Source organism: Streptococcus toyakuensis (assembly GCF_024346585.1).
Taxonomy (GTDB): Bacteria; Bacillota; Bacilli; order Lactobacillales; family Streptococcaceae; genus Streptococcus; species Streptococcus toyakuensis.
Window position 1 is genome coordinate 845,929 of the sequence record NZ_AP024523.1, and the last position, 24,402, is coordinate 870,330.

Sequence of the window (24,402 nt, forward strand, 5' to 3'; positions counted from 1 at the left end):
CTATCCAGTAAGAAGAAGCAGACACTTAATAATCTATAAAACGAGAAGGTACTGACATGAGAGCTGAAACAGAAATGCTAGATCTGATTTTACAGATTGCCAAAACTTTACAAGTCAAAGCTGTCGCTATGTCTGGTTCAAGGACAAACCCAAAGGCCCTAAAAGATGAACTTCAAGACTATGACGTGGTCTATGTCGTGGACGATTTAGATAATCTGACGAGTGACCTTTCTTGGCTAGACCAGTTTGGCAAACGCATTATTGATCAAGAGGTTGCTCTTGACCATCGTCGTCTATTTCTCATGCTCTTTGAAGATGGTAACCGCATTGATTTAACTCTCTGCCCCAAAGAGAACATCAAGGAGTGGGTAGATAGCGAGTCGAAATTCATAGTTTTAGAAGATGAGAAGAGCTTGTTTGAGTCCTATTCTCCCAGTCCAAAGCGTTTCTGGACAAGCCCAGCTACTGAAATGGATTTTAAAAATTCCTGCAATGAATTTTGGTGGGTGTCGGCCTACGTGGTCAAAGGAATCTGTCGCAAGCAAGTTTTCTATGTCACTGACCATCTTTACGGGATTTGCCAACAAGAACTCCTGAAGATCTTGGCTTGGCAGGTTGCAAGTGATAGGGGAACAGTCGATATTGGCAAGAACTACAAGTATCTTTTCAAGTATTTACCTACAGAGAAAGAGAAGGAAATCTCTGCTCTCCTTGATTTTTCAAGTGTAGAGAAACTTACTCAGTCATTGTTTGCTACGATGCAACTTTTTCACCAAGAAGCTCAATCCCTTGCTCAAAAGATGGGATTTGATTACGATAAGGAAGTAGCTGAGAAGATGATGAGATATGCTGAGGAGAGACTCGAAAAAAATGAAACATTTACAAAATAATAAGATAACAAAATTTTTACTGATTAGTTTTCTCATTTCTTGGGGATTTGGTTGGGGATTGCTCGCTTTTCTGACGCAAATGAGCCTCTTAAGTCTAACAAGTCCACTAGGAGTTTTTCTCCATTTACTAGGAGGTTTCGGTCCTACCATTGCAGCCATTTCTTGTTTGCCTCAAAAATCCATTAAAAGCATAGTCTCTTTTATCTTAGGGGACTCAAAGAAATATATTTTGTTATTTCTTTTACTAATTTTCGTGCAAACAGGTGTCATTGCTTTCTCATCTACGGAGCTTAATCCGGCTTTTCCACTAGGAAATTTGTTTGTTGTTTTTTTGAGTGCAGTCTGTGTTTATGGTGGCGAAGAAGAATTGGGATGGCGAGGCATCTTGCAACCAACTTTGGAAACTAGATTCTCCTTTTGGATTTCCGGTTTGATAACAGGTTGTATTTGGGCAATATGGCATATACCTTTATGGTTTGTGATTGGAAGTTCCCAAAGTGGTATGCCTTTTATATTATTCAGTCTATTTGCAATTTATCTCAGTATTCTTCTAGCAGCTGTTTTCAAAAAGACTAAGTCGGTCCTTTTTTGCGCCATTTTTCACGGCCTAATTAATACCCTACTTAGCTTATTTGTTATTAAAATTAATCTTTTATTCATTCTAGGATTAGTAGGATTGCTCTTCTTTTCTTACTACCTACAAAGAAACAGTTAAATTTATAAAATATAGATTTACTTTACAATAAAACACTAAAAAGAGAATTATTATGTCTAACATTCAAAACATGTCCCTGGAGGACATTATGGGAGAGCGTTTTGGGCGCTACTCCAAGTACATTATTCAAGACCGGGCTTTGCCAGATATTCGTGATGGATTGAAGCCGGTTCAGCGCCGTATTCTTTATTCGATGAATAAGGATGGCAATACCTTTGACAAGAGCTACCGTAAGTCGGCTAAGTCTGTCGGGAATATCATGGGGAATTTCCACCCACACGGTGACATTTCTATCTATGATGCCATGGTCCGTATGTCTCAGGACTGGAAGAACCGTGAGATTCTAGTCGAAATGCACGGTAATAACGGTTCTATGGACGGAGATCCGCCTGCGGCTATGCGTTATACTGAGGCGCGTTTGTCTGAGATTGCGGGTTATCTTCTTCAGGATATCGAGAAAAAGACCGTTCCTTTTGCTTGGAACTTTGACGATACCGAGAAAGAGCCGACAGTCTTGCCAGCAGCCTTTCCAAACCTTTTGGTTAATGGTTCGACTGGTATTTCGGCTGGTTATGCCACAGATATTCCACCTCATAATTTGGCTGAGGTCATTGATGCGGCGGTTTACATGATTGATCATCCAACTGCCAAGGTGGACAAACTCATGGAATTCTTACCTGGACCAGACTTCCCGACTGGAGGGATTATCCAGGGTCGTGATGAAATCAAGAAGGCCTATGAAACTGGGAAAGGGCGCGTGGTTGTTCGTTCCAAGACTGAGATTGAAAAGCTAAAAGGTGGTAAGGAACAAATCGTTGTCACTGAGATTCCTTATGAAATCAACAAGGCCAATCTAGTCAAGAAGATTGATGATGTTCGTGTCAATAATAAGGTAGCAGGTATTGCTGAGGTTCGCGATGAGTCTGACCGTGACGGTCTTCGTATCGCTATTGAACTTAAGAAAGACGCTAATACAGAGCTCGTTCTCAACTATCTCTTTAAATATACTGACCTGCAAATCAACTACAACTTTAACATGGTGGCGATTGACAATTTCACACCTCGTCAGGTCGGTATTGTCCCAATCTTGTCTAGCTATATTGCCCACCGTCGTGAAGTGATTTTGGCGCGTTCTCGATTTGATAAGGAAAAGGCTGAGAAACGTCTCCATATCGTTGAAGGTTTGATTCGTGTGATTTCGATTTTGGACGAAGTCATTGCCCTTATCCGTGCTTCTGAGAATAAAGCTGATGCCAAGGAAAACCTCAAGGTCAGCTATGATTTTACAGAAGAGCAGGCGGAGGCCATTGTTACCTTGCAACTTTACCGTTTGACCAATACAGACGTTGTTGTCTTGCAAGAAGAAGAAGCAGAACTTCGTGAAAAGATTGCCATGCTTGCTGCTATCATTGGAGATGAGCGGACCATGTACAATCTTATGAAGAAAGAACTTCGTGAGGTCAAGAAGAAATTTGCGCCTCCGCGTTTGAGTAGCTTAGAAGACACTGCGAAAGTAATCGAGATTGATACAGCTAGTCTGATCGCCGAGGAAGATACCTACGTCAGCGTGACCAAGGCAGGTTACATCAAGCGTACCAGTCCACGTTCTTTTGCAGCTTCAACGCTAGAAGAAATTGGCAAACGTGATGATGACCGTTTGATCTTTGTTCAATCTGCCAAGACAACCCAGCATCTTTTGATGTTCACAAGTCTTGGAAATGTCATTTATCGACCAATCCATGAATTGGCAGACATTCGCTGGAAGGACATCGGAGAGCATCTGAGCCAAACCATTACAAACTTCGAAACTAACGAAGAAATCCTTTATGTGGAAGTCGTGGATCAGTTTGATGATGCGACAACTTATTTTGCAGCTACTCGTCTCGGTCAAATCAAGCGTGTAGAACGCAAAGAATTCACCCCATGGCGAACCTACAAGTCTAAGTCTGTCAAGTATGCTAAGCTCAAAGACGAGACAGACCAGATTGTAGCAGTGACTCCGATTAAACTAGATGATGTTCTCTTGATTAGTCAAAACGGTTATGCTCTGCGTTTCAATATCGAGGAGGTTCCTGTTGTTGGTGCTAAGGCTGCAGGTGTCAAGGCTATGAACCTGAAAGAAGATGATGTCCTCCAATCGGCCTTTATCTGTAATACCTCGTCCTTCTACCTCTTGACTCAGCGTGGAAGTTTGAAACGTGTTTCTGTTGAGGAAATTCCAGCAACCAGCCGTGCCAAACGTGGTTTACAAGTTTTGCGTGAGTTGAAAAACAAACCGCATCGTGTCTTCTTAGCAGGAGCAGTTGCAGAGCAAGGCTTCGTTGGTGACCTCTTTAGTACAGAAGTGGACGGGAACGATCAAACTCTGATTGTTCAATCTAACAAAGGAACAATCTATGAAAGTCGACTACAAGACTTGAATCTGTCAGAACGCACAAGTAATGGTAGCTTCATCTCTGACACGATTTCGGATGAAGAAGTTTTTGACGCTTATCTTAAAGAAGTATTTACTGAAGCTAAATAAGTGAAATGAAGAATCAGTTTTAAGAGCTGGTTCTTTTTTATTGAAGAAATTTTCTGAAAATTACAAAATATACTTGCTATTTTATAAAAATAGTGTAGAATAAAAGAAATAGGTTTTTAGAATAAGGAGTGGAATATGACAGTAACGATTGATTGGGAAAATCTCGGTTTTTCCTATATGAAATTACCTTATCGCTATATTGCTCATTTTAAAAATGGACAATGGAATCAAGGAGAGCTTACAGAGGATGCAACTTTGCATATTTCAGAGTCTTCTCCAAGTCTTCACTATGGACAACAAGCATTTGAAGGTTTGAAAGCTTATCGTACTAAGGATGGTAGTGTTCAACTTTTCCGCCCTGATGAAAATGCCAAACGCCTGCAACGTACTTGTGATCGTCTCTTGATGCCACAAGTTTCGACAGACATGTTTGTAGAAGCTTGTAAGGCAGTTGTTCGTGCGAATGAAGAATATGTACCTCCATACGGAACAGGTGGAACCTTATACCTTCGCCCTCTTTTGATTGGTGTCGGAGATATTATTGGGGTAAAACCGGCAGAAGAGTACATTTTCACCATCTTTGCTATGCCAGTTGGAAATTACTTTAAGGGTGGATTGGTTCCAACCAACTTCTTGATTCAGGATGAATACGACCGTGCGGCTCCAAATGGTACAGGTGCGGCTAAGGTTGGTGGAAACTATGCTGCAAGTCTCTTGCCAGGGAAATTGGCCAAGTCACGTCATTTCTCAGATGTTATCTATCTAGACCCATCAACTCATACAAAGATTGAAGAAGTCGGATCAGCTAACTTCTTTGGAATTACAGCTGATAATGAATTTGTAACACCATTGAGTCCTTCTATCTTGCCATCTATTACCAAGTATTCTTTGCTTTATTTGGCAGAACATCGCTTGGGCTTAACTCCTATTGAGGGGGATGTCCCGATTGATAACCTTGACCGTTTTGTAGAGGCAGGTGCCTGTGGTACAGCAGCAGTGATTTCTCCAATTGGTGGAATTCAGCACGGTGATGATTTCCATGTTTTCTATAGTGAAACAGAAGTAGGTCCTGTGACTCGCAAACTCTATGATGAATTGACAGGTATTCAGTTTGGTGATATCGAAGCGCCAGAAGGTTGGATTGTAAAAGTAGATTAAAATAAACTAAAGGAGATTTTTTATGAAATCGAAAAAGTGGCTTTTAACAGCAGGAGTGGTCCTGAGCACAACAGCTCTATTAGCGGCTTGTGGAAAGGCTGATAAAGAAGCAGATGCACCGACAACATTTTCATATGTCTATGCAGTAGATCCTGCGTCTTTGGATTATAGTATAGCGACTCGTACATCTACAACAGATGTCATCGGGAACGTGGTTGATGGATTGATGGAAAATGACCAATACGGAAATGTTATTCCTTCCTTGGCTGAAGATTGGTCTGTCTCAAAAGATGGTTTGACTTATACTTATAAACTTCGTAAAGGAGTTAAATGGTACACTTCAGAAGGTGAAGAATACGCAGAAGTAACAGCCCATGACTTTGTAACAGGATTGAAACACGTAGCTGACGGTAAGTCAGACGGTGTCTCTCTCATCCAAAATTCAATTAAGGGCTTGGATGCCTACATGACTGGTGAGACCAATGATTTCTCTACAGTTGGTGTCAAGGCCTTGGACGATTACACAGTTGAATATACCCTAAACAAACCAGAAAGCTTCTGGAACTCTAAAGTCACCACAGCGACGATGTTGCCTGTAAATGAAGAGTTTTTGAAGGCATCAGGTAAAGATTATGGAGCAGTTACTCCAGCAGGGATTCTCTACAATGGTCCTTATATCCTGAAGACCTTGACGTCTAAATCGTTGATCGAATACGAGAAAAACCCAAACTACTGGGATAAAGAAAAGGTAAAAATCGAGAAGATCAAATTGACTTACTACGATGGTTCTGATCAGGAATCGTTGATTCGTAGTTTCTCTTCTGGTGCCTATACGACAGCCCGTCTCTTCCCAAGTAGCTCAAACTTTGCTTCTACTTTGGAACAATACGGAGATAAAATAACTTATAGCCCACAGGACTCAAGTAGTTATTACTTCACCTTTAACGTAAATCGTCAGTCATACAATAAAACTGCGAAAACAAGTGAAGAGCAAAAGACTTCTACTAAAGAAGCTATGCTGAATAAGGACTTCCGTCAGGCTATCAACTTTGCCTTCAACCGTCATTCATATGCTGCTCAGCTAAATGGTGAAGACGGTGCGGACAAGATTATTCGTAACAGTCTCGTTCCTGACAACTTTGTACAAGCAGGCGGTAAGAATTTTGGTCAAATCGCTCAAGCAGAGTTGGTGAACTATGGTGACCAATGGAAAGGTGTTGAGCTAGTTGACGGTAAGGATTCTATCTACAACCCTGACAAGGCTAAAGCAACCTTCGAAAAAGCTAAGAAAGACTTGGAATCTAAAGGGGTAACTTTCCCAATTCACTTGGATGTCCCAGTTGAACAAACAGATACTATCGCCGTTCAACAAAGTAACTCTTTCAAACAGTCAATCGAATCAACTCTTGGTGCTGAAAATGTTGTCATCGACGTTCTTCAAATGACAGATAATGAAAAGGAAACAATCACTTCACAAGCGCGTGTTCCTTCTCAAAAAGACTATGATTTGAACAGTACAGGATGGGCTCCAAGTTATCAAGACCCAGCCTCTTACTTGAATATCATGGATCCTAAATCAGGGTCTGCCATGAAACACCTTGGTATTACGAAAGGAAAAGATAAGGATGTTGTAGCGAAACTTGGTTTGGACCAATATAAGAAATTATTGGATGATGCCGATTCAGAAACTACAAATCTTGAAGAACGCTATGAAAAATATGCCAAAGCTCAAGCTTGGTTGACAGATAGTTCGTTATTGATGCCAACAGCCTCATCTGGTGGTTCTCCAGTTGTAAGTAATGTCGTGCCATTCTCAAAACCATACTCACAAGTTGGTATTAAGGGTGACCCGTATATCTTTAAAGGAATGAAATTGCAAAAAGATATCGTTACAACCAAAGAATATGAAGAAGCACTGAAAAAATGGCAAAAAGAAAAATTGGAATCAAATGGTAAGTACCAAAAAGAACTAGAAAAACACATTAAATAAAGCAGAAAACTCTATATCAGACTTGGAATGATATAGAGTTTTTTCTTGCTAGTTTTGGGATTTTCTTGTAAAATAGAAAAAGTGAAGAGAGGTATGAAATGAGTAAGAAAGATAAAAAAATTGAAATTCAAGTAGCAGATGCCAAGGTTAATGTAGGAAAAGACAGTTTTGAAGGTTATACATTGACTATCGGTAAAAAAGTTATCGGAGAAATTGCCGAATTAGATGGACAATTTGCCATTATAAAGAATGGGAATGTCGATAGTTTTTATAAAAAATTGGAAAAAGCTGTGGAAATTTTGATTGAAAATTATAATTTAGCAAAATAAGTCTTGTTTTTTTGAAATTTTCATGATATAATGGTCCATGTTGATTGTAGGAGAGATAGCGAAGAGGCTAAACGCGGCGGACTGTAAATCCGCTCCTTCGGGTTCGGGGGTTCGAATCCCTCTCTCTCCATTTCATCAATGGGGTATAGCCAAGCGGTAAGGCAAGGGACTTTGACTCCCTCATGCGTTGGTTCGAATCCAGCTACCCCAGTTCTTAGGTAATGATCAAGATAAAAATCAAAATATCTTAGGGTATTTTATTTTTATAATTGAAAGACGTGAACGATATGAACATGTCCTTGCGGGTGCTTAGGAAAAAAATTATAAGTATGTCAAGTTTAAGAAGAACTTGATTGTTGGAGGATTTTTTAGATGAACGAATTTGAAGATTTGCTAAATAGCGTTAGCCAAGTTGAGACTGGTGATGTTGTTAGTGCTGAAGTATTGACAGTTGATGCGACTCAAGCTAACGTTGCAATCTCTGGAACTGGTGTTGAAGGTGTCTTGACTCTTCGCGAATTGACAAACGATCGCGATGCAGATATCAATGACTTTGTTAAAGTAGGAGAAGTATTGGATGTTCTTGTACTTCGTCAAGTAGTTGGTAAAGATACTGATACAGTTACATACCTTGTATCTAAAAAACGCCTTGAAGCTCGCAAAGCATGGGACAAACTTGTTGGTCGCGAAGAAGAAGTTGTTACTGTTAAAGGAACTCGTGCCGTTAAAGGTGGACTTTCAGTAGAATTTGAAGGTGTTCGTGGATTTATCCCAGCTTCAATGTTGGATACTCGTTTTGTACGTAACACTGAGCGTTTTGTAGGTCAAGAATTTGATGCTAAAATCAAAGAAGTTGACGCTAAAGAAAACCGCTTCATCCTTTCACGTCGTGAAGTTGTTGAAGCAGCTACTGCAGCAGCTCGCGCTGAAGTATTCGGTAAATTGGCTGTTGGTGATGTTGTAACTGGTAAAGTTGCTCGTATCACAAGCTTTGGTGCTTTCATCGATCTTGGTGGTGTTGACGGATTGGTTCACTTGACTGAATTATCACACGAACGTAACGTATCACCAAAATCAGTTGTAACTGTTGGTGAAGAAATTGAAGTGAAAATCCTTGATCTTAACGAAGAAGAAGGACGTGTATCACTTTCACTTAAAGCAACAACACCTGGACCATGGGATGGCGTTGAGCAAAAATTGGCTAAAGGTGATGTAGTTGAAGGAACAGTTAAACGTTTGACTGACTTCGGTGCATTTGTTGAAGTATTGCCAGGTATCGATGGACTTGTTCACGTATCACAAATTTCACACAAACGTATTGAAAATCCTAAAGAAGCTCTTAAAGTTGGTCAAGAAGTTCAAGTTAAAGTTCTTGAAGTTAACGCAGATGCAGAGCGTGTATCACTTTCTATCAAAGCTCTTGAAGAGCGTCCAGCTCAAGAAGAAGGACAAAAAGAAGAAAAACGTGCTCCACGTCCACGTCGTCCAAAACGTCAAGAAAAACGTGATTTCGAACTTCCAGAAACACAAACAGGATTCTCAATGGCTGACTTGTTCGGTGATATCGAACTTTAATCAAATTGAAAATTCACAAAATCCTTTGTTTACTTAACAAGGGATTTTTCTTTTGTCTGTAAGTCTTTTTTGATATAATAGTTCTATGTTAGAATCAGAAAAACAATCACGTTATCAAATGTTAAATGAGGAGCTCTCTTTTTTATTGGATGGTGAAACCAATGTTTTGGCTAATCTTTCCAACGCCAGTGCTCTTCTAAAATCACGCTTTCCTAATACCGTATTTGCAGGCTTTTATCTGTTCGATGGAAAGGAATTGGTTTTAGGTCCTTTCCAAGGAGGTGTTTCCTGCATCCGTATTGCACTGGGAAAAGGTGTTTGTGGGGAGGCAGCTCATTTTCAGGAAACTGTTCTGGTTGGTGATGTAACAACTTATCCCAACTATATTTCTTGTGATAGTCGAGCTAAAAGTGAAATTGTTGTTCCGATGGTTAAGAATGGTCAATTACTTGGAGTTCTGGATCTTGATTCTTCAGAGATTGATGATTATGATGCTATGGATCGAGATTATTTGGAACAATTTGTCGCTATTTTGCTTGAAAAGACAGAATGGGACTTTACAATGTTTGGGGAGAAAGCCTAATGTATCAAGCACTTTATCGAAAATATAGAAGTCAAAACTTCTCCCAGTTGGTTGGACAGGAAGTTGTGGCTAAGACTCTTAAACAAGCAGTGGAGCAAGAGAAAATAAGTCATGCTTATCTTTTTTCTGGTCCACGGGGAACGGGAAAAACCAGTGTAGCCAAGATTTTTGCCAAAGCTATGAACTGTCCAAATCAAGTGGGTGGTGAACCGTGTAATAACTGCTATATTTGTCAAGCAGTGACGGACGGTAGTTTAGAAGATGTCATTGAAATGGATGCTGCTTCTAATAACGGGGTGGATGAAATCCGTGAAATTCGTGATAAATCTACCTATGCGCCTAGCCTTGCTCGTTATAAGGTTTACATCATAGATGAGGTTCACATGCTGTCTACAGGAGCTTTTAATGCCCTCCTAAAGACGCTGGAAGAGCCAACACAGAATGTGGTCTTTATTTTGGCAACTACTGAATTGCACAAGATTCCTGCCACTATTCTATCCCGTGTGCAACGTTTTGAATTTAAATCAATTAAGACACAGGATATTAAGGAACATATCCGCTATATCTTAGAAAAAGAAAATATCAGTTCTGAACCAGAGGCTGTGGAAATCATTGCCAGACGGGCTGAAGGTGGAATGCGAGATGCCTTGTCTATTTTGGATCAAGCCCTGAGTTTGACACAGGGAAATGAGCTGACGACTGCTATCTCTGAAGAAATTACTGGCACCATTAGTCTATCAGCCTTGGATGATTATGTGTCTGCCTTGTCTCAACAGGATGTTCCAAAGTCCCTAGCGTGCTTAAATCTTCTCTTTGACAATGGTAAGAGCATGACTCGTTTTGTGACCGACCTTTTGCACTATTTAAGAGACTTGTTAATTGTCCAAACAGGGGGAAAAAATACTCATCATAGTCCAGTCTTTGTAGAAAATTTGGCACTTCCTCAAGAAAATCTGTTTGAAATGATTCGCTTGGCGACAGTCAGTTTAGCAGATATTAAGTCTAGTTTGCAGCCTAAGATTTATGCTGAGATGATGACCATCCGTTTGGCAGAGATTAAGCCTGAACCAGCTCTTTCAGGAGCGGTTGAACATGAAATTGCTACTCAGAGACAAGAAGTGATACGTCTCAAACAAGAACTCGCCAATGTGGGAACTGTAGCCAAGCCAACTAGTCCAGCACCTAGTCGCCCAGCGGCAGGCAAAACAGTCTATCGTGTTGATCGCAATAAGGTTCAATCGATCCTACAAGAGGCTGTCGAAAATCCTGATTTAGCACGTCAAAATCTGATTCGCTTGCAGAATGCCTGGGGAGAGGTGATTGAAAGTCTTGGAGGTCCTGATAAGGCTCTGCTAGTTGGTTCTCAACCGGTTGCAGCCAATGAACACCATGCTATTCTTGCTTTTGAGTCTAACTTCAATGCTGGTCAAACCATGAAACGGGACAATCTCAACACTATGTTTGGTAACATCCTCAGTCAGGCAGCAGGTTTTTCACCCGAAATTTTAGCCATTTCCATGGAGGAATGGAAAGAAGTCCGCGCAGCCTTTTCAGCCAAAGCCAAATCTTCTCAAACTGAAAAAGAAGCAGAAGAAAGTCTGATTCCAGAAGGATTTGAATTTTTGGCTGATAAAATGAAGGTAGAGGAAGACTAAAGAAAGATTTCATGATACAATAAGTTTATGAATAGACAACAATTTATTATCATTGCGCTGTTTACAGCTGCTGAGACCTATTTTTTCAATGAAGCCTGGATGACTGGTCGCTATATTATGGCAGCCTTTTGGGCCATTTTGCTCTTTAGAAATTTCCGAGTTAGTTACTTGATGGGCAAGATTGTAGATGTCATTGACCAGCATTTAAAAGGAAAAGACTAGTCCTCAGCTTCTAGACAAAATCAAAGCCTTTTAGGCTTTTTTTTGTTATACTATAAAAGTATATTTATTGACCTTTTACCGTATTTTCTAGGGAAATCAAGTATGTTTCCAGTAAGCACTGTAAAGGCCTTGAAAAAGAAAGGAACTATCATGTCAGTATTAGAGATCAAAGATCTTCACGTTGAGATTGAAGGAAAAGAAATTTTAAAAGGGGTTAACCTGACCCTGAAAACAGGAGAAATCGCCGCTATCATGGGACCAAATGGTACTGGTAAATCGACTCTTTCTGCCGCTATCATGGGAAATCCAAACTATGAAGTTACCAAAGGTGAAGTCTTGTTTGATGGCGTAAACATCCTTGAGTTGGAAGTGGACGAGCGTGCGCGTATGGGACTTTTCCTTGCTATGCAATACCCATCAGAAATTCCTGGAATTACCAATGCTGAGTTTCTTCGTGCAGCTATGAATGCTGGTAAAGAAGACGATGAGAAGATTTCAGTTCGTGAGTTTATCACTAAACTCGACGAGAAGATGGAATTGCTCAACATGAAAGAAGAAATGGCTGAGCGTTACCTCAACGAAGGTTTCTCTGGTGGTGAGAAAAAACGTAATGAGATTCTTCAACTTTTGATGTTGGAGCCAACATTTGCCCTTTTGGATGAGATTGACTCTGGTCTTGATATTGACGCTCTTAAAGTTGTTTCTAAGGGTGTTAATGCCATGCGTGGTGAAGGCTTTGGTGCTATGATTATCACTCACTACCAACGTCTTTTGAACTACATCACACCAGACGTGGTACACGTGATGATGGAAGGGCGTGTTGTCCTTTCAGGTGGTCCAGAATTGGCTGCACGTTTGGAACGTGAAGGATACGCAAAACTAGCTGAAGAACTTGGCTACGACTACAAGGAAGAATTGTAATTCCCTCGTATCTTTTAGGAGAAGTAAATGACTAAAGAAAATATTAAACTTTTTTCAGAAATGCACGCTGAACCAAGCTGGTTGGCTGACCTCCGTCAAAAAGCTTTTGATAAGATTGAGACTTTGGAATTACCAGTTATTGAGCGTGTCAAATTCCACCGTTGGAATCTGGGTGATGGAACGATTACAGAAAGTGAGCCATCAGCAAATGTTCCAGATTTCACTGCACTAGATAATCACTTGAAGTTGGTGCAAGTAGGAACTCAAACTGTTTTTGAGCAAATTCCAGTTGAGTTGGCTGAACAGGGTGTCGTCTTTACAGACTTCCACTCAGCTTTAGAAGAAATTCCAGAGCTGATCGAAGAATTCTTCATGTCATCTGTTAAGTATGACGATGACAAGTTGGCAGCCTACCATACAGCTTATTTCAACAGTGGTGCTGTTCTCTACATTCCTGATAATGTTGAGATTAAAGAACCAATCGAAGGAATTTTCTATCAAGACAGCGATAGTGATGTGCCGTTTAACAAGCATATTATGATTATCGCTGGTAAAAATTCTAAGATTAGTTATCTGGAGCGTTTAGAGTCACGCGGTGAGGGAAGTGTCAAAGCAACTGCTAATATCACAGTAGAAGTGATTGCACGTTCTGGTGCGCAAGTGAAGTTTGCTGCTATCGACCGTTTAGGAGAAAACGTCACTGCCTACATTAGCCGTCGTGGTAAATTAGGCAACGATGCAAGCATTGACTGGGCTATTGGTGTCATGAACGAAGGGAATGTCGTTGCGGACTTTGATAGCGACTTGATTGGAAATGGTAGCCATGCTGACCTTAAAGTGGTAGCTCTTTCAAGTGGCCGTCAGGTACAAGGGATTGATACCCGAGTAACTAACTATGGTTGCAACTCAATCGGAAATATCCTTCAACATGGGGTTATTCTTGAAAAAGCAACCTTGACTTTCAATGGTATTGGCCACATTATCAAGGGTGCTAAGGGAGCAGATGCGCAACAAGAGAGCCGTGTTCTTATGCTTTCAGACCAAGCGCGTTCAGATGCCAATCCAATTCTTTTGATTGATGAAAATGACGTTACTGCAGGTCATGCAGCTTCTATCGGTCAGGTAGATCCAGAAGACATGTACTACCTCATGAGCCGTGGTCTGGATAAGGCAACTGCAGAACGCTTGGTTGTTCGTGGTTTCCTTGGATCTGTTATTGTTGAGATACCAGTCAAAGAAGTTCGTGATGAAATGATTGCAACTATCGAAGAAAAATTGTCAAAACGCTAAGGGGTAGCCTATGTTAGATGTAGAAGTGATTCGCAAGGATTTTCCAATTTTAGACCAGATTGTTAATGATGAACCATTAGTCTATTTGGACAATGCTGCGACGACACAAAAACCACTGGCAGTTCTGGAGACGATTAACCGCTACTATGAGAACGACAATGCCAATGTTCATCGTGGGGTCCATACCTTGGCTGAGCGAGCAACAGCTTCTTATGAGGCGGCTCGTGAAACCATTCGTAAGTTTATCAATGCAAGGTCTACAAAGGAAGTTCTCTTTACTAGAGGAACGACAACCAGTCTGAACTGGGTAGCGCGCTTTGCAGAGGAAGCCTTGACTGAGGGAGACCAGGTTTTGATTTCTGTCATGGAACACCATTCCAACATCATTCCTTGGCAGGAAGCCTGCCGTAAAACTGGGGCAGAACTTGTTTATGTCTATCTCAATAATGGAGCTCTGGATATGGATGATTTTCGAACTAAATTGACTGATAAAGTCAAGTTTGTCTCCCTTGCTCACGCCTCAAATGTTCTTGGTGTAGTCAATCCGATCAAAGAAATCACCCAATTAGCCCATCAAGTTGGAGCCATCATGGTGGTGGATGGTGCTCAATCTACGCCTCATATGAAGATTGATGTCCGGGACTTGGATGTGGACTTCTTTGCCTTTTCAGGTCACAAGATGGCTGGTCCAACTGGTATTGGTGTTCTTTATGGTAAAGAAAAGTATCTGGAACAAATGTCACCAGTAGAATTTGGTGGTGAGATGATTGATTTTGTCTATGAGCAATCTGCTAGTTGGAAGGAATTGCCTTGGAAATTTGAGGCTGGAACACCAAATATGGCAGGTGCTATCGGACTGGCAGCAGCAGTGGATTATCTTGAAAAGATTGGTATGGATGCGATTGAAGCCCATGAACAGGAACTGATTGCATACGTCTATCCAAAACTGCAGGCGATTGAAGGATTGACTATTTACGGTTCGCAGGACTTGGCTCATCGTTCAGGTGTTATTGCCTTTAACCTAGGTGACCTTCATCCTCACGACCTTGCGACTGCTCTGGATTATGAAGGAGTGGCAGTTCGTGCGGGTCACCATTGTGCGCAACCTTTGCTCCAGTATTTGGATGTCCCAGCAACAGCTCGCGCAAGTTTTTATATTTACAATACCAAGGCAGATTGCGACAAGCTAGTCGATGCCTTACAAAAGACAAAGGAGTTTTTCAATGGCACTTTCTAAACTAGATAGCCTTTATATGGCAGTGGTAGCAGACCATTCGAAAAATCCACATCACCAAGGGAAGTTGGAAGATGCTGAGCAAATCAGTCTCAACAATCCGACCTGTGGAGATGTCATCAACCTCTCAGTCAAGTTTGATGCAGAGGGCCGTTTGGAAGATATTGCTTTTCTAAACTCAGGTTGTACCATCTCGACTGCCTCTGCAAGCATGATGACAGATGCAGTTTTAGGAAAAACCAAACAAGAAATTTTAGAGCTTGCGACTATTTTTTCTGAAATGGTTCAAGGCCAAAAAGATGACAGACAAGATAGTCTTGGAGACGCAGCCTTCTTATCAGGTGTTGCCAAATTTCCTCAACGTATCAAGTGTGCAACCCTAGCTTGGAACGCCCTGAAGAAAACAATTGAAAATCAAGAAAATCAGTAAGACAAGTTTCTTTTGTCTTATGAATCAGTAGAAATGAAGAATGAAAGAAAGGATATTATGGCTGAAGAAAGAGTAGAACCAAAACCAATTGACCTTGGTGAATATAAATTTGGTTTCCATGATGATGTAGAGCCTGTCCTATCGACAGGAAAAGGATTGAATGAAGATGTCATTCGTGAACTATCAGCTGCTAAGGGAGAACCTGAGTGGATGCTAGAATTCCGTTTGAAGTCTTATGAAACCTTCAAGAAAATGCCCATGCAAACTTGGGGAGCAGACTTGTCAGAGATTGATTTTGATGACTTGATCTACTACCAAAAACCATCTGACAAACCAGCTCGTTCATGGGATGAAGTTCCTGAAAAAATCAAAGAAACCTTTGAACGTATCGGTATTCCAGAAGCTGAACGTGCTTATCTAGCAGGTGCCTCTGCCCAGTATGAGTCAGAAGTGGTTTACCATAACATGAAGGAAGAGTTCCAGAAATTGGGGATTATCTTTACAGATACGGATTCTGCCCTCAAGGAATACCCAGACTTGTTTAAGCAATACTTTGCCAAGTTGGTACCACCGACTGATAACAAGTTGGCAGCTCTTAACTCGGCAGTGTGGTCAGGTGGAACCTTTATCTACGTACCAAAAGGGGTCAAGGTAGATATTCCTCTTCAAACTTACTTCCGTATCAACAACGAAAATACTGGTCAGTTTGAACGTACCTTGATTATCGTTGATGAAGGAGCAAGTGTCCATTATGTAGAAGGATGTACAGCGCCAACTTATTCAAGTAACAGCTTGCATGCTGCCATTGTAGAAATCTTTGCCTTGGATGGAGCTTATATGCGTTATACGACTATCCAAAACTGGTCTGATAACGTCTATAACTTGGTAACGAAACGTGCTAAAGCTCAAAAGGATGCCACTGTTGAGTGGATTGATGGAAACTTGGGTGCAAAAACAACCATGAAATACCCATCTGTTTACCTTGATGGAGAAGGGGCGCGTGGTACCATGCTCTCTATCGCTTTTGCCAATGCAGGGCAACACCAAGATACGGGTGCTAAGATGATCCACAATGCTCCACATACCAGCTCGTCTATTGTGTCTAAATCCATCGCTAAAGGCGGAGGAAAGGTTGACTACCGTGGACAGGTAACCTTTAACAAAAACTCTAAGAAGTCTGTTTCTCACATCGAGTGTGATACCATTATCATGGATGACTTATCAGCATCAGATACTATTCCGTTTAATGAAATTCACAACTCACAAGTCGCTTTGGAACACGAAGCTAAGGTATCTAAGATTTCAGAAGAGCAACTCTATTACCTCATGAGCCGTGGATTGTCAGAATCTGAAGCAACTGAGATGATTGTTATGGGATTTGTAGAACCATTTACAAAAGAGCTTCCAATGGAATATGCTGTTGAGCTGAACCGCTTGATCAGCTATGAAATGGAAGGATCAGTTGGGTAAAATTTGTTTTTATACTCTTCGAAAATCTCTTCAAACCACGTCAGCTTTATCTACAACCTCAAAGCGGTGCTTTGAGCAACCTGCGGCTAGCTTCCTAGTTTGTTCTTTGATTTTTATTGAGTATTAAATTTACTCAAAATCAAGGATTTTGAAGATGAACTTGTAATAAAAAAATCGCGGTTTAAAATCGCGATTTTTTTATAATTTTTCGTTGATGAAGCGGATAAACTGATTCCACCAAACTTTTAAGAAGAAGGCTTTTTCAACTTTCTTTTCTGCTACCATTTCAAAACTAGGACGCTCTGTGGTAATGTAACCTTGACCAATCAAGTCTGAGTCTTCATAAGTCAAATGTCCAACCACTGTTCCGGCTTCAAGTGGTGCTGGAATTGCCTTAGAATCAGGTGTGAATTGAATAGATTGGGAAGCTTGACTCCCAACACGTTCAATTAGAGTGATATCATCTTTGGCAACAGCAGTGACAGTATCTTCTTTTCCATCTTGTACAGGGGCTTTGCTATCTTGATAAGCATCACCTTTCTGAACGATTTTACGAAGTGTGAATGTAGAAGAGATATAATCCATTAGTGAAGATGTAGCTGTGAAGCGAGCGTAAGGATTATTGTCTTGATGATCTGCATTCAAAACAACTGTGATAACCCTCATCCCTTTTTCGACAGTAGTACCAACAAAAGATTCTCCAGCTTTGTCTGTTATTCCTGTCTTAAGGCCATCAAAACCACCGCGATAAGCAGGCATGCCTTCTAACATGTAGTTGGTAGAAGTGATTGTCATCCCAGCAAAAGTAGATGAAGGTTTTTTAGTGATTTCTAAGACTTGTGGGTATTTTTTGATGAGGTTGCGAGCAACGATAGCGACATCATAAGCACTGAGCTTATTTTCATCATCTTTTTTAGAGCCCGGGTAAATGTTATCCCCTAGAGTCTCATTGTTAAGACCTGTTGTATTAACAACAGTGGCATCCTGAATTCCCCATTCCAAGAGTTTTGCCCGCATCATATCGACGAAATCTTTTTCTGAGCCAGCAATTTTCTCAGCTAGGGCGATAGCTGCACTGTTGGCACTAGATACCAGTGTTGCTTCAAGTAGCTGTTCAACGGTATAATTACGAGCCTCCATAGGAACGTTACTCGCTTCAGAATTTGTCGTTAATTTGTATGGATAATCAGAGATATCTACCGGAGTGGATAGTGTAATACTGCCGTTTTCCAAGGCTTCATAGACAAGATAGACCGTAATCAATTTTGTGATTGAAGCGATTTCAACTGGTTGGGTTGCATCTTTCTCATAGAGAATTTTACCAGTATTCGCCTCAACGGCAATTGCATGTTTAGCAGCAATATTAAAATCTTGAGCAGCAACAGTAGATGCTGAGCCAATAACGGAAAGGCTTAGGAGAGTTAAAATTATTTTTTTCATAGTAAGTTTATTCTATCATAAAGAAAAAAATATTCCCAGTTTCATGATATAAGAAAGAAGCTTTTTTGAAAGTGTGGTAAAATAGATGAATGGAGGTACTTCATGTTTCGTAAGAATAAATTATTTTTTTGGACCAGTGAGATTTTACTATTAACCATCATCTTCTATTTATGGAGACAGATGGGAGCGATTATTACACCTTTTGTAAGCGTTGCAAACACTATCATGATTCCCTTTCTTTTAGGTGGTTTTTTATATTATTTGACAAATCCTATTGTAAATTTTTTACAAAAGTATTTCAAAATTAATCGTATCATTGGTATTCTACTAACCTTGTGTGCTTTTGTCTGGGGGCTAGTTATTGGGGTAGTCTATCTCTTACCGATTTTGATTAATCAGTTGACCAGTTTGATAGCAACAAGTCAGACAATTTATAGCCGTTTGCAAGATTTGATTGTGGATTTATCTACTTATCCAGCCTTTCAAAATTTAGATATTCAAGCGACTATTCAACAGTTAAATCTATCCTATGTAGATATTTTACAAAATATCCTAAATAGCGTTACCAATAGTGTCGGAAGTGTTCTATCAGCTCTCTTTAGTACCGTTTTGATTATTATTATGACCCCTGTGTTTTTGGTTTATTTTTTGTTAGATGGTAACAAATTTTTGCCGATGCTTGAGCGCACTGTTTTAAAGAGAGATAAGTTGCATATTGCAGGTCTTTTAAAGAATTTGAATACTACAATTGCTCGATATATTAGTGGAGTTGCTATTGATGCGATTATTATTGGTTGTTTGGCCTTTATCGGATATAGCGTAATCGGTTTGAAATACGCTTTGGTCTTCGCTATCTTTTCAGGATTAGCCAATCTCATTCCTTATGTAGGCCCAAGTATTGGTCTAGTTCCGATGATTATCGCCAATGTCTTTACTGATCCCCATAGAATGCTGATTGCAGTTATTTATATGCTGATTATTCAACAAGTGGATGGAAATATTCTCTACCCTCGTATCGTAGGTGGTGTGATGAAAGTCCATCCAATTACGATTTTAGTATTACTTTTGTTATCAAGTAATATCTATGGTGTCATTGGTATGATTGTCGCAGTACCAACCTATTCTATCTTAAAAGAAATTTCTAAGTTTTTATCACGTTTGTATGAAAATCATAAAATAATGAAAGAAAGAGAAAGACAATTAGCTAAGTAAAAGTCAGGAAATTCCTGCTTTTTCTTTTTCATTAAAGAAGTGATAGGAGTAGAAATGCTGTTTAGATTAGCAGATTAAGAATAATTCACAAAAACTTTGTAAAACACTTGCAATTTAGCTGAAATTTGATAAAATAGTAAGGAAAGTTAGACTGTATTGCCTACTGTCTATCTATAAAATATATTTTATTGGAGGCTTTTACTCAAATGGCAAAAGAAAAATACGATCGTAGTAAACCACACGTTAACATTGGTACTATCGGACACGTTGACCACGGTAAAACTACTTTGACAGCAGCTATCACAACTGTTTTGGCACGTCGCTTGCCTTCAGCTGTTAACCAACCTAAAGACTATGCGTCTATCGATGCTGCTCCAGAAGAACGCGAACGTGGTATCACAATCAACACTGCGCACGTTGAGTACGAAACTGAAAAACGTCACTACGCTCACATCGACGCTCCAGGACACGCGGACTACGTTAAAAACATGATCACTGGTGCCGCTCAAATGGACGGAGCTATCCTTGTAGTAGCTTCAACTGACGGACCAATGCCACAAACTCGTGAGCACATCCTTCTTTCACGTCAGGTTGGTGTTAAACACCTTATCGTCTTCATGAACAAAGTTGACTTGGTTGACGACGAAGAATTGCTTGAATTGGTTGAAATGGAAATCCGTGACCTATTGTCAGAATACGACTTCCCAGGTGATGATCTTCCAGTTATCCAAGGTTCAGCTCTTAAAGCCCTTGAAGGTGACACTAAATACGAAGACATCGTTATGGAATTGATGAACACAGTTGATGAGTACATCCCAGAACCAGAACGTGACACTGACAAACCATTGCTTCTTCCAGTCGAAGACGTATTCTCAATCACTGGACGTGGTACAGTTGCTTCAGGACGTATCGACCGTGGTATCGTTAAAGTCAACGACGAAATCGAAATCGTTGGTATCAAAGAAGAAACTCAAAAAGCAGTTGTTACTGGTGTTGAAATGTTCCGTAAACAACTTGACGAAGGTCTTGCCGGAGATAACGTAGGTGTACTTCTTCGTGGTGTTCAACGTGACGAAATCGAACGTGGACAAGTTATCGCTAAACCAGGTTCAATCAACCCACACACTAAATTCAAAGGTGAAGTTTACATCCTTACTAAAGAAGAAGGTGGACGTCACACTCCATTCTTCAACAACTACCGTCCACAATTCTACTTCCGTACTACTGACGTTACAGGTTCAATCGAACTTCCAGCAGGTACTGAAATGGTAATGCCTGGTGATAACGTGACAATCGACGTTGAGTTGATCCACCCAATCGCCGTAGAACAAGGTACTACATTCTCTATCCGTGAGGGTGGACGTACTGTTGGTTCAGGTATGGTTACAGAAATCGAAGCTTAATTCGATTTAGTTCCCAGAAGAACAATTATTTAAGTCAGACACTAAAAGAATCTTGCTTTGCAAGGTTCTTTTTTTAAAAAAATAAAAAGATAGACCTGATAAAGTCCAGATCCATCTAATAAGTTATTTTCAAGTGACTAGTTCGCTCCAAACACTAACATTCGATATAGTAGAGGTTTCACCAGCTGGAACCCATTTGTTAGTTCCTAAGTATCTAACTTCTAGTTTACGAACATTTACTATGTAAGATGCTTTTAGCCTGATGTAACCATAAGTGTAGGGTGGTACGTTATGGGATACTGAGTGATTTAAACTAAGTCAAAATCCAGACTCAGGAGCAGAAAAGCTAACAGCTGCACTTAAAGTTAGGGTAGCTCCAGCTTTTCCACCATAAGCAGTTGAACTTAGAGATCCTGATGTAGCGCTGCTCTTATAAGAGTGAGAGGAGCTAGTTCTATAGTCTGCAACACCAGTTGCATTAGAACGAGTCTGATACGTAGATTTAGACTCTAAATAGGCGTCTCTAAGTTCAGTCGTATAAAATGACAATAACTCTCCTGTGTTGATATCTTTTACAACACGATTAGATACAATTTCATAATTTGTGCAAGGATAGACATCAGCAAAAACCGTAGATGTTGTGACTAAGAAAAATAGATTTGATAGAACAGAGAAAAACAATAATTTCAATTTAATCATAAAAAAATGACTATTCTTCATGATCAAAAGATTATTTTTTCAATCCTTTGAAAGTCATAATGCAACCCGAAAGGATACTGAGAGTTCCTATAGGTCTCCAATATAGCTGCCAAAAGAATAAATTTATTCTTCCTTTCAGTGTCTCATCGGGTCCAGCATAATAGGGGTTGATGTGAAATAATAAAAAACCAAAACATAAAACTATGATTCCGGTTAAGAATAAAATGTCCTTATTTACTTTCCTCATAAAATCTCCTTTTATTTAATTTTAAGCGTTTTCTATTATTAGTATACGTCAAAAAAATAAAAAAACAAGTCTATTTATTTATTAATTTATATGGTATAATAAAATAGTTGGAGAGTTTTTTTACTACGAATCTTATGTAGTTTTACAAAAAAGAGGCTAGATAAAAACTCAATTTTAGGAGAAAATGAAGTAAAATTTCCCACAATAAAACGCATAATATCAAGGTTCAATACCTGATATTATGCGTTTTTGATTTTAAAGACTTTTTGCCCAGCCTCAATGAGGGCTTTATTTTACATAGAGTTCTTGATTTTTTAGGACAATTTCTCGTACACTTGCAAACTTCTTAAGTTTTTTGATTTCTTCTGGATGAGTGACGAGAGTGATAACGTAACCTTCCTTGCCCATACGACCAGTACGGCCAGCACGGTGAGTGTAGGTTTCGCTATCTCTAGGAACATCAAAGTTTACGACACATTCGAGGCTATCGATATCAATTCCACGAGCCAGAAGGTCTGTTGCGAGAAGTAGGGTTAGTTGCTTGTCTTTAAACTTTTCTAAGATGACTTTTCTGAACTTGACATTGACATCACTAGCGAGGGAAACAGCCAAGATATCCCGATACTGTAGTTTTTCTTCTGCACTTCCAAGGTCTGATAGGCTGTTAAAGAAGACAAGACCTCGGAAATCCTCTACATGAGCCAGTTTTCGTAGCATATCCACTCGGTGACGTTGATCTACCTGCATGTAGAAGTGCTGGATGTTGTCCAATTTTTGGTCAGAGAGATCAATGGTACGTGTGTTAGGCGCAATCTTCTTTTGGTCAAACTTGGTTGTCGCACTCATATAGACAAGTTGGTGGTCACGAGGTGCGTAGTGAGTAATTTTCTCGACAAAGTGTATCTGAGAATCATCTAGCAATTGGTCGAATTCATCCAGGATGATGGTTTCCACATTCATCATCTTGATTTTTTTCAATTTAATCAACTCAAAGATACGGCCAGGTGTTCCAATCAGAATTTCTGGTCCTTTTTTAAGACGTTCAATTTGGCGCTTCTGACTCGAACCTGATAAGAAGAGTTGGGCAGTTAAGCCGATAGCTTCAGCCCATGTTTTACACACTTCAAAAATCTGTCCAGCAAGCTCAGTATTTGGTGCTAGAATCAAGAGTTGTTGGGCTTTTTTCTTTTGTAGTCTGAGAAGACTTGGTAGAAGGTAAGCTAGGGTCTTACCAGTTCCTGTAGGGCTCACTCCTAGGAGGTTTTCTCCAGCAAGAAGGGGCTCAAATAGTTGGGTTTGAATGGGAGTGAATTCTTGGAAATCGAGTTGGTCACTCAGTTCTTGCCATTCAGTCGGTAGTTTGGTTTTCATTTTTCTGCCTCAAATCTAATGCCAGCAGTCTGGCGCATAGTATATAGTAGCTCATGAACTGAACTTGCATCTTCCAGCCAAATTTGGTAGAGATTCAGATCTGGTTGCTGGATCATGTGTGCAAATGCAGCGACTTCCTCAGTCATCGTATGAGGAGTCTGTTGGATAGGGAGTTGGACTTGATTGCCTTGATGGTCGGTAAAAATAGCTGAGCTGACATGTTCGATGGTGTTGAGGGTCAAGGTACCATCTGTCGTATAAATCTCGCAAGGGAGATTGGAAGTGATGTTTTTTCCAGCCTTGATGTGAACTTGAAAGTCTGGGTAGAAGAGGATTCCGTCACCATTTAGGTCAATGCTATTGTCAAGCTGTTGCCCCTGATAGGTTGCGTCCTGAGCCTTTCCAAAGAGACGAACGGCAGCGTAGAGAGGATAAATCCCCAAATCCATAAGCGCTCCACCAGCAAAACGATCTGAAAAGACATTTGGTATCTGTCCAGCCAACAAGTTAGGCATTTTGGAAGAATACTTGGCATAGTTGAAATCTGCCCCTAAAATTTGCTTGTCTGCTAAAAAGTTTTTGATAGTTATAAAAGCTTTTTCATGGTAATTGCGAGCTGCTTCGAATATAAAACAGTGATTTTTCTCAGCTGTATGTCTCAAATCTAGCCATTCTTGTGGCTGAGTGACAGCTGGTTTTTCAAGAATGACGTGTTTACCTGCAGACAAGGCAGCTTTTGCCTGAGCAAAATGTAAGGAATTTGGACTGGCAATATAGACCACATCAAAGGAGCTCTTGAAGAAGTCTTCTAACTGATCAAAGAGTTGGATATTCTGATAGCAAGAAGCAAAGGTAGTCGCAGTTTTTAGTTTTCTAGAATAGACTGCGACCAGCTTGTATTCTCCACTGGAATGGGCTGCTTCTATGAAGTGGTGGCTGATAGCCCCTGTTCCGATGACACCTAATTTAAGCATAGTTACTCCTTTTCCAATTTCAAATCCTTCTTTCATTATAACATAGATAGACAGGACTATCCAACAGAGG

Annotated in this window: 21 protein-coding genes and 2 tRNA genes; 19 read left to right on the forward strand and 4 right to left on the reverse strand. The window is 40.1% G+C overall.

Translation table 11 applies throughout. From position 1 onward, the window contains the following. The first annotated feature begins 56 nt into the window (after nt 1–56). The 17 genes from STYK_RS04410 to sufB all read left to right on the forward strand — a co-directional run bounded on the left by STYK_RS04410 (nt 57) and on the right by sufB (nt 16,986). Complete coding sequence (locus tag STYK_RS04410) at nt 57–890, forward strand: aminoglycoside 6-adenylyltransferase (RefSeq protein WP_261805313.1); 834 nt, start codon at nt 57–59, stop codon at nt 888–890. Next, a complete protein-coding gene (locus tag STYK_RS04415; RefSeq protein ID WP_173233835.1) occupies nt 871–1,605 on the forward strand; it encodes a CPBP family intramembrane glutamic endopeptidase in 735 nt (244 codons plus the stop codon). Before STYK_RS04410 ends, STYK_RS04415 begins: the two co-directional genes overlap by 20 nt. Before the next feature lie 52 nt (nt 1,606–1,657). Continuing rightward, nucleotides 1,658–4,129, forward strand: coding sequence for a DNA topoisomerase IV subunit A (gene parC / locus STYK_RS04420; protein ID WP_261805314.1), 2,472 nt, complete (start codon nt 1,658–1,660; stop codon nt 4,127–4,129). A gap of 135 nt (nt 4,130–4,264) precedes the next feature. Further along, on the forward strand, nt 4,265–5,287 hold the full coding sequence (locus tag STYK_RS04425; RefSeq protein ID WP_261805315.1) for a branched-chain amino acid aminotransferase: 1,023 nt from the start codon (nt 4,265–4,267) through the stop codon (nt 5,285–5,287). 22 nt (nt 5,288–5,309) lie between these two features. Then, on the forward strand, nt 5,310–7,277 hold the full coding sequence (locus tag STYK_RS04430; protein ID WP_261805316.1) for a peptide ABC transporter substrate-binding protein: 1,968 nt from the start codon (nt 5,310–5,312) through the stop codon (nt 7,275–7,277). A gap of 98 nt (nt 7,278–7,375) precedes the next feature. Continuing rightward, nucleotides 7,376–7,606: a DUF2969 domain-containing protein gene (locus STYK_RS04435; protein ID WP_000037113.1), complete on the forward strand. Its 231-nt coding sequence runs from the start codon at nt 7,376–7,378 to the stop codon at nt 7,604–7,606. Between the two features lie 49 nt (nt 7,607–7,655). Beyond that, nucleotides 7,656–7,736 (forward strand) — tRNA-Tyr (locus tag STYK_RS04440). Between the two features lie 9 nt (nt 7,737–7,745). After that, nucleotides 7,746–7,817: transfer RNA gene (locus tag STYK_RS04445), tRNA-Gln, on the forward strand. 161 nt (nt 7,818–7,978) lie between these two features. Beyond that, a complete protein-coding gene (gene rpsA / locus STYK_RS04450; RefSeq protein WP_001001632.1) occupies nt 7,979–9,181 on the forward strand; it encodes a 30S ribosomal protein S1 in 1,203 nt (400 codons plus the stop codon). An 85-nt stretch (nt 9,182–9,266) separates the two neighbouring features. Continuing rightward, a complete protein-coding gene (locus STYK_RS04455; RefSeq protein ID WP_084927521.1) occupies nt 9,267–9,764 on the forward strand; it encodes a GAF domain-containing protein in 498 nt (165 codons plus the stop codon). Continuing rightward, nucleotides 9,764–11,419 (forward strand): DNA polymerase III subunit gamma/tau, encoded by a 1,656-nt coding sequence (gene dnaX, locus STYK_RS04460; protein ID WP_261805317.1) that lies wholly within the window; start codon nt 9,764–9,766, stop codon nt 11,417–11,419. The genes STYK_RS04455 and dnaX overlap by 1 nt, the downstream gene beginning before the upstream one ends. A 27-nt stretch (nt 11,420–11,446) precedes the next feature. Further along, entirely contained in the window at nt 11,447–11,641 is a 195-nt protein-coding gene (locus STYK_RS04465; protein ID WP_001081602.1) for a DUF3272 domain-containing protein, read from the forward strand. A 150-nt stretch (nt 11,642–11,791) separates the two neighbouring features. Next, nucleotides 11,792–12,562: a Fe-S cluster assembly ATPase SufC gene (gene sufC, locus STYK_RS04470; protein WP_000114489.1), complete on the forward strand. Its 771-nt coding sequence runs from the start codon at nt 11,792–11,794 to the stop codon at nt 12,560–12,562. Nucleotides 12,563–12,589: 27 nt separating this feature from the next. Further along, a complete protein-coding gene (gene sufD, locus STYK_RS04475) occupies nt 12,590–13,852 on the forward strand; it encodes a Fe-S cluster assembly protein SufD (protein WP_261086864.1) in 1,263 nt (420 codons plus the stop codon). A 10-nt stretch (nt 13,853–13,862) separates the two neighbouring features. Continuing rightward, the gene (locus STYK_RS04480; protein WP_060628495.1) at nt 13,863–15,089 is read left to right on the forward strand and encodes a cysteine desulfurase; all 1,227 of its coding nucleotides are present in this window, start codon (nt 13,863–13,865) and stop codon (nt 15,087–15,089) included. Further along, nucleotides 15,076–15,516, forward strand: coding sequence for a Fe-S cluster assembly sulfur transfer protein SufU (gene sufU / locus STYK_RS04485; RefSeq protein WP_060628494.1), 441 nt, complete (start codon nt 15,076–15,078; stop codon nt 15,514–15,516). Before STYK_RS04480 ends, sufU begins: the two co-directional genes overlap by 14 nt. 57 nt (nt 15,517–15,573) lie before the next feature. Continuing rightward, nucleotides 15,574–16,986: a Fe-S cluster assembly protein SufB gene (gene sufB / locus STYK_RS04490; protein WP_000797054.1), complete on the forward strand. Its 1,413-nt coding sequence runs from the start codon at nt 15,574–15,576 to the stop codon at nt 16,984–16,986. Between the two features lie 198 nt (nt 16,987–17,184). Here the strand turns inward: sufB and pbp3 are convergent, their stop codons facing one another. After that, nucleotides 17,185–18,426, reverse strand: a complete 1,242-nt coding sequence (pbp3, locus tag STYK_RS04495; RefSeq protein WP_261805318.1) for a D-alanyl-D-alanine carboxypeptidase PBP3 — start codon at nt 18,424–18,426, stop codon at nt 17,185–17,187. 102 nt (nt 18,427–18,528) lie between these two features. Between pbp3 and STYK_RS04500 the strand changes: the two genes are divergently transcribed. Beyond that, complete coding sequence (locus tag STYK_RS04500; RefSeq protein ID WP_084927526.1) at nt 18,529–19,638, forward strand: AI-2E family transporter; 1,110 nt, start codon at nt 18,529–18,531, stop codon at nt 19,636–19,638. A gap of 206 nt (nt 19,639–19,844) precedes the next feature. Next, nucleotides 19,845–21,041, forward strand: coding sequence for an elongation factor Tu (gene tuf, locus STYK_RS04505; RefSeq protein WP_001040721.1), 1,197 nt, complete (start codon nt 19,845–19,847; stop codon nt 21,039–21,041). A gap of 318 nt (nt 21,042–21,359) precedes the next feature. On the opposite strand, the gene STYK_RS04510 is transcribed toward tuf, so the two are convergent. The 3 genes from STYK_RS04510 to STYK_RS04520 form a co-directional block, all read right to left on the reverse strand. After that, entirely contained in the window at nt 21,360–21,740 is a 381-nt protein-coding gene (locus STYK_RS04510) for a hypothetical protein (RefSeq protein WP_223330095.1), read from the reverse strand. A gap of 535 nt (nt 21,741–22,275) precedes the next feature. Next, complete coding sequence (locus tag STYK_RS04515; protein ID WP_084926440.1) at nt 22,276–23,358, reverse strand: DEAD/DEAH box helicase; 1,083 nt, start codon at nt 23,356–23,358, stop codon at nt 22,276–22,278. Beyond that, nucleotides 23,355–24,332, reverse strand: coding sequence for a Gfo/Idh/MocA family protein (locus tag STYK_RS04520; protein ID WP_084926439.1), 978 nt, complete (start codon nt 24,330–24,332; stop codon nt 23,355–23,357). Before STYK_RS04520 ends, STYK_RS04515 begins: the two co-directional genes overlap by 4 nt. Nucleotides 24,333–24,402 lie beyond the last annotated feature (70 nt).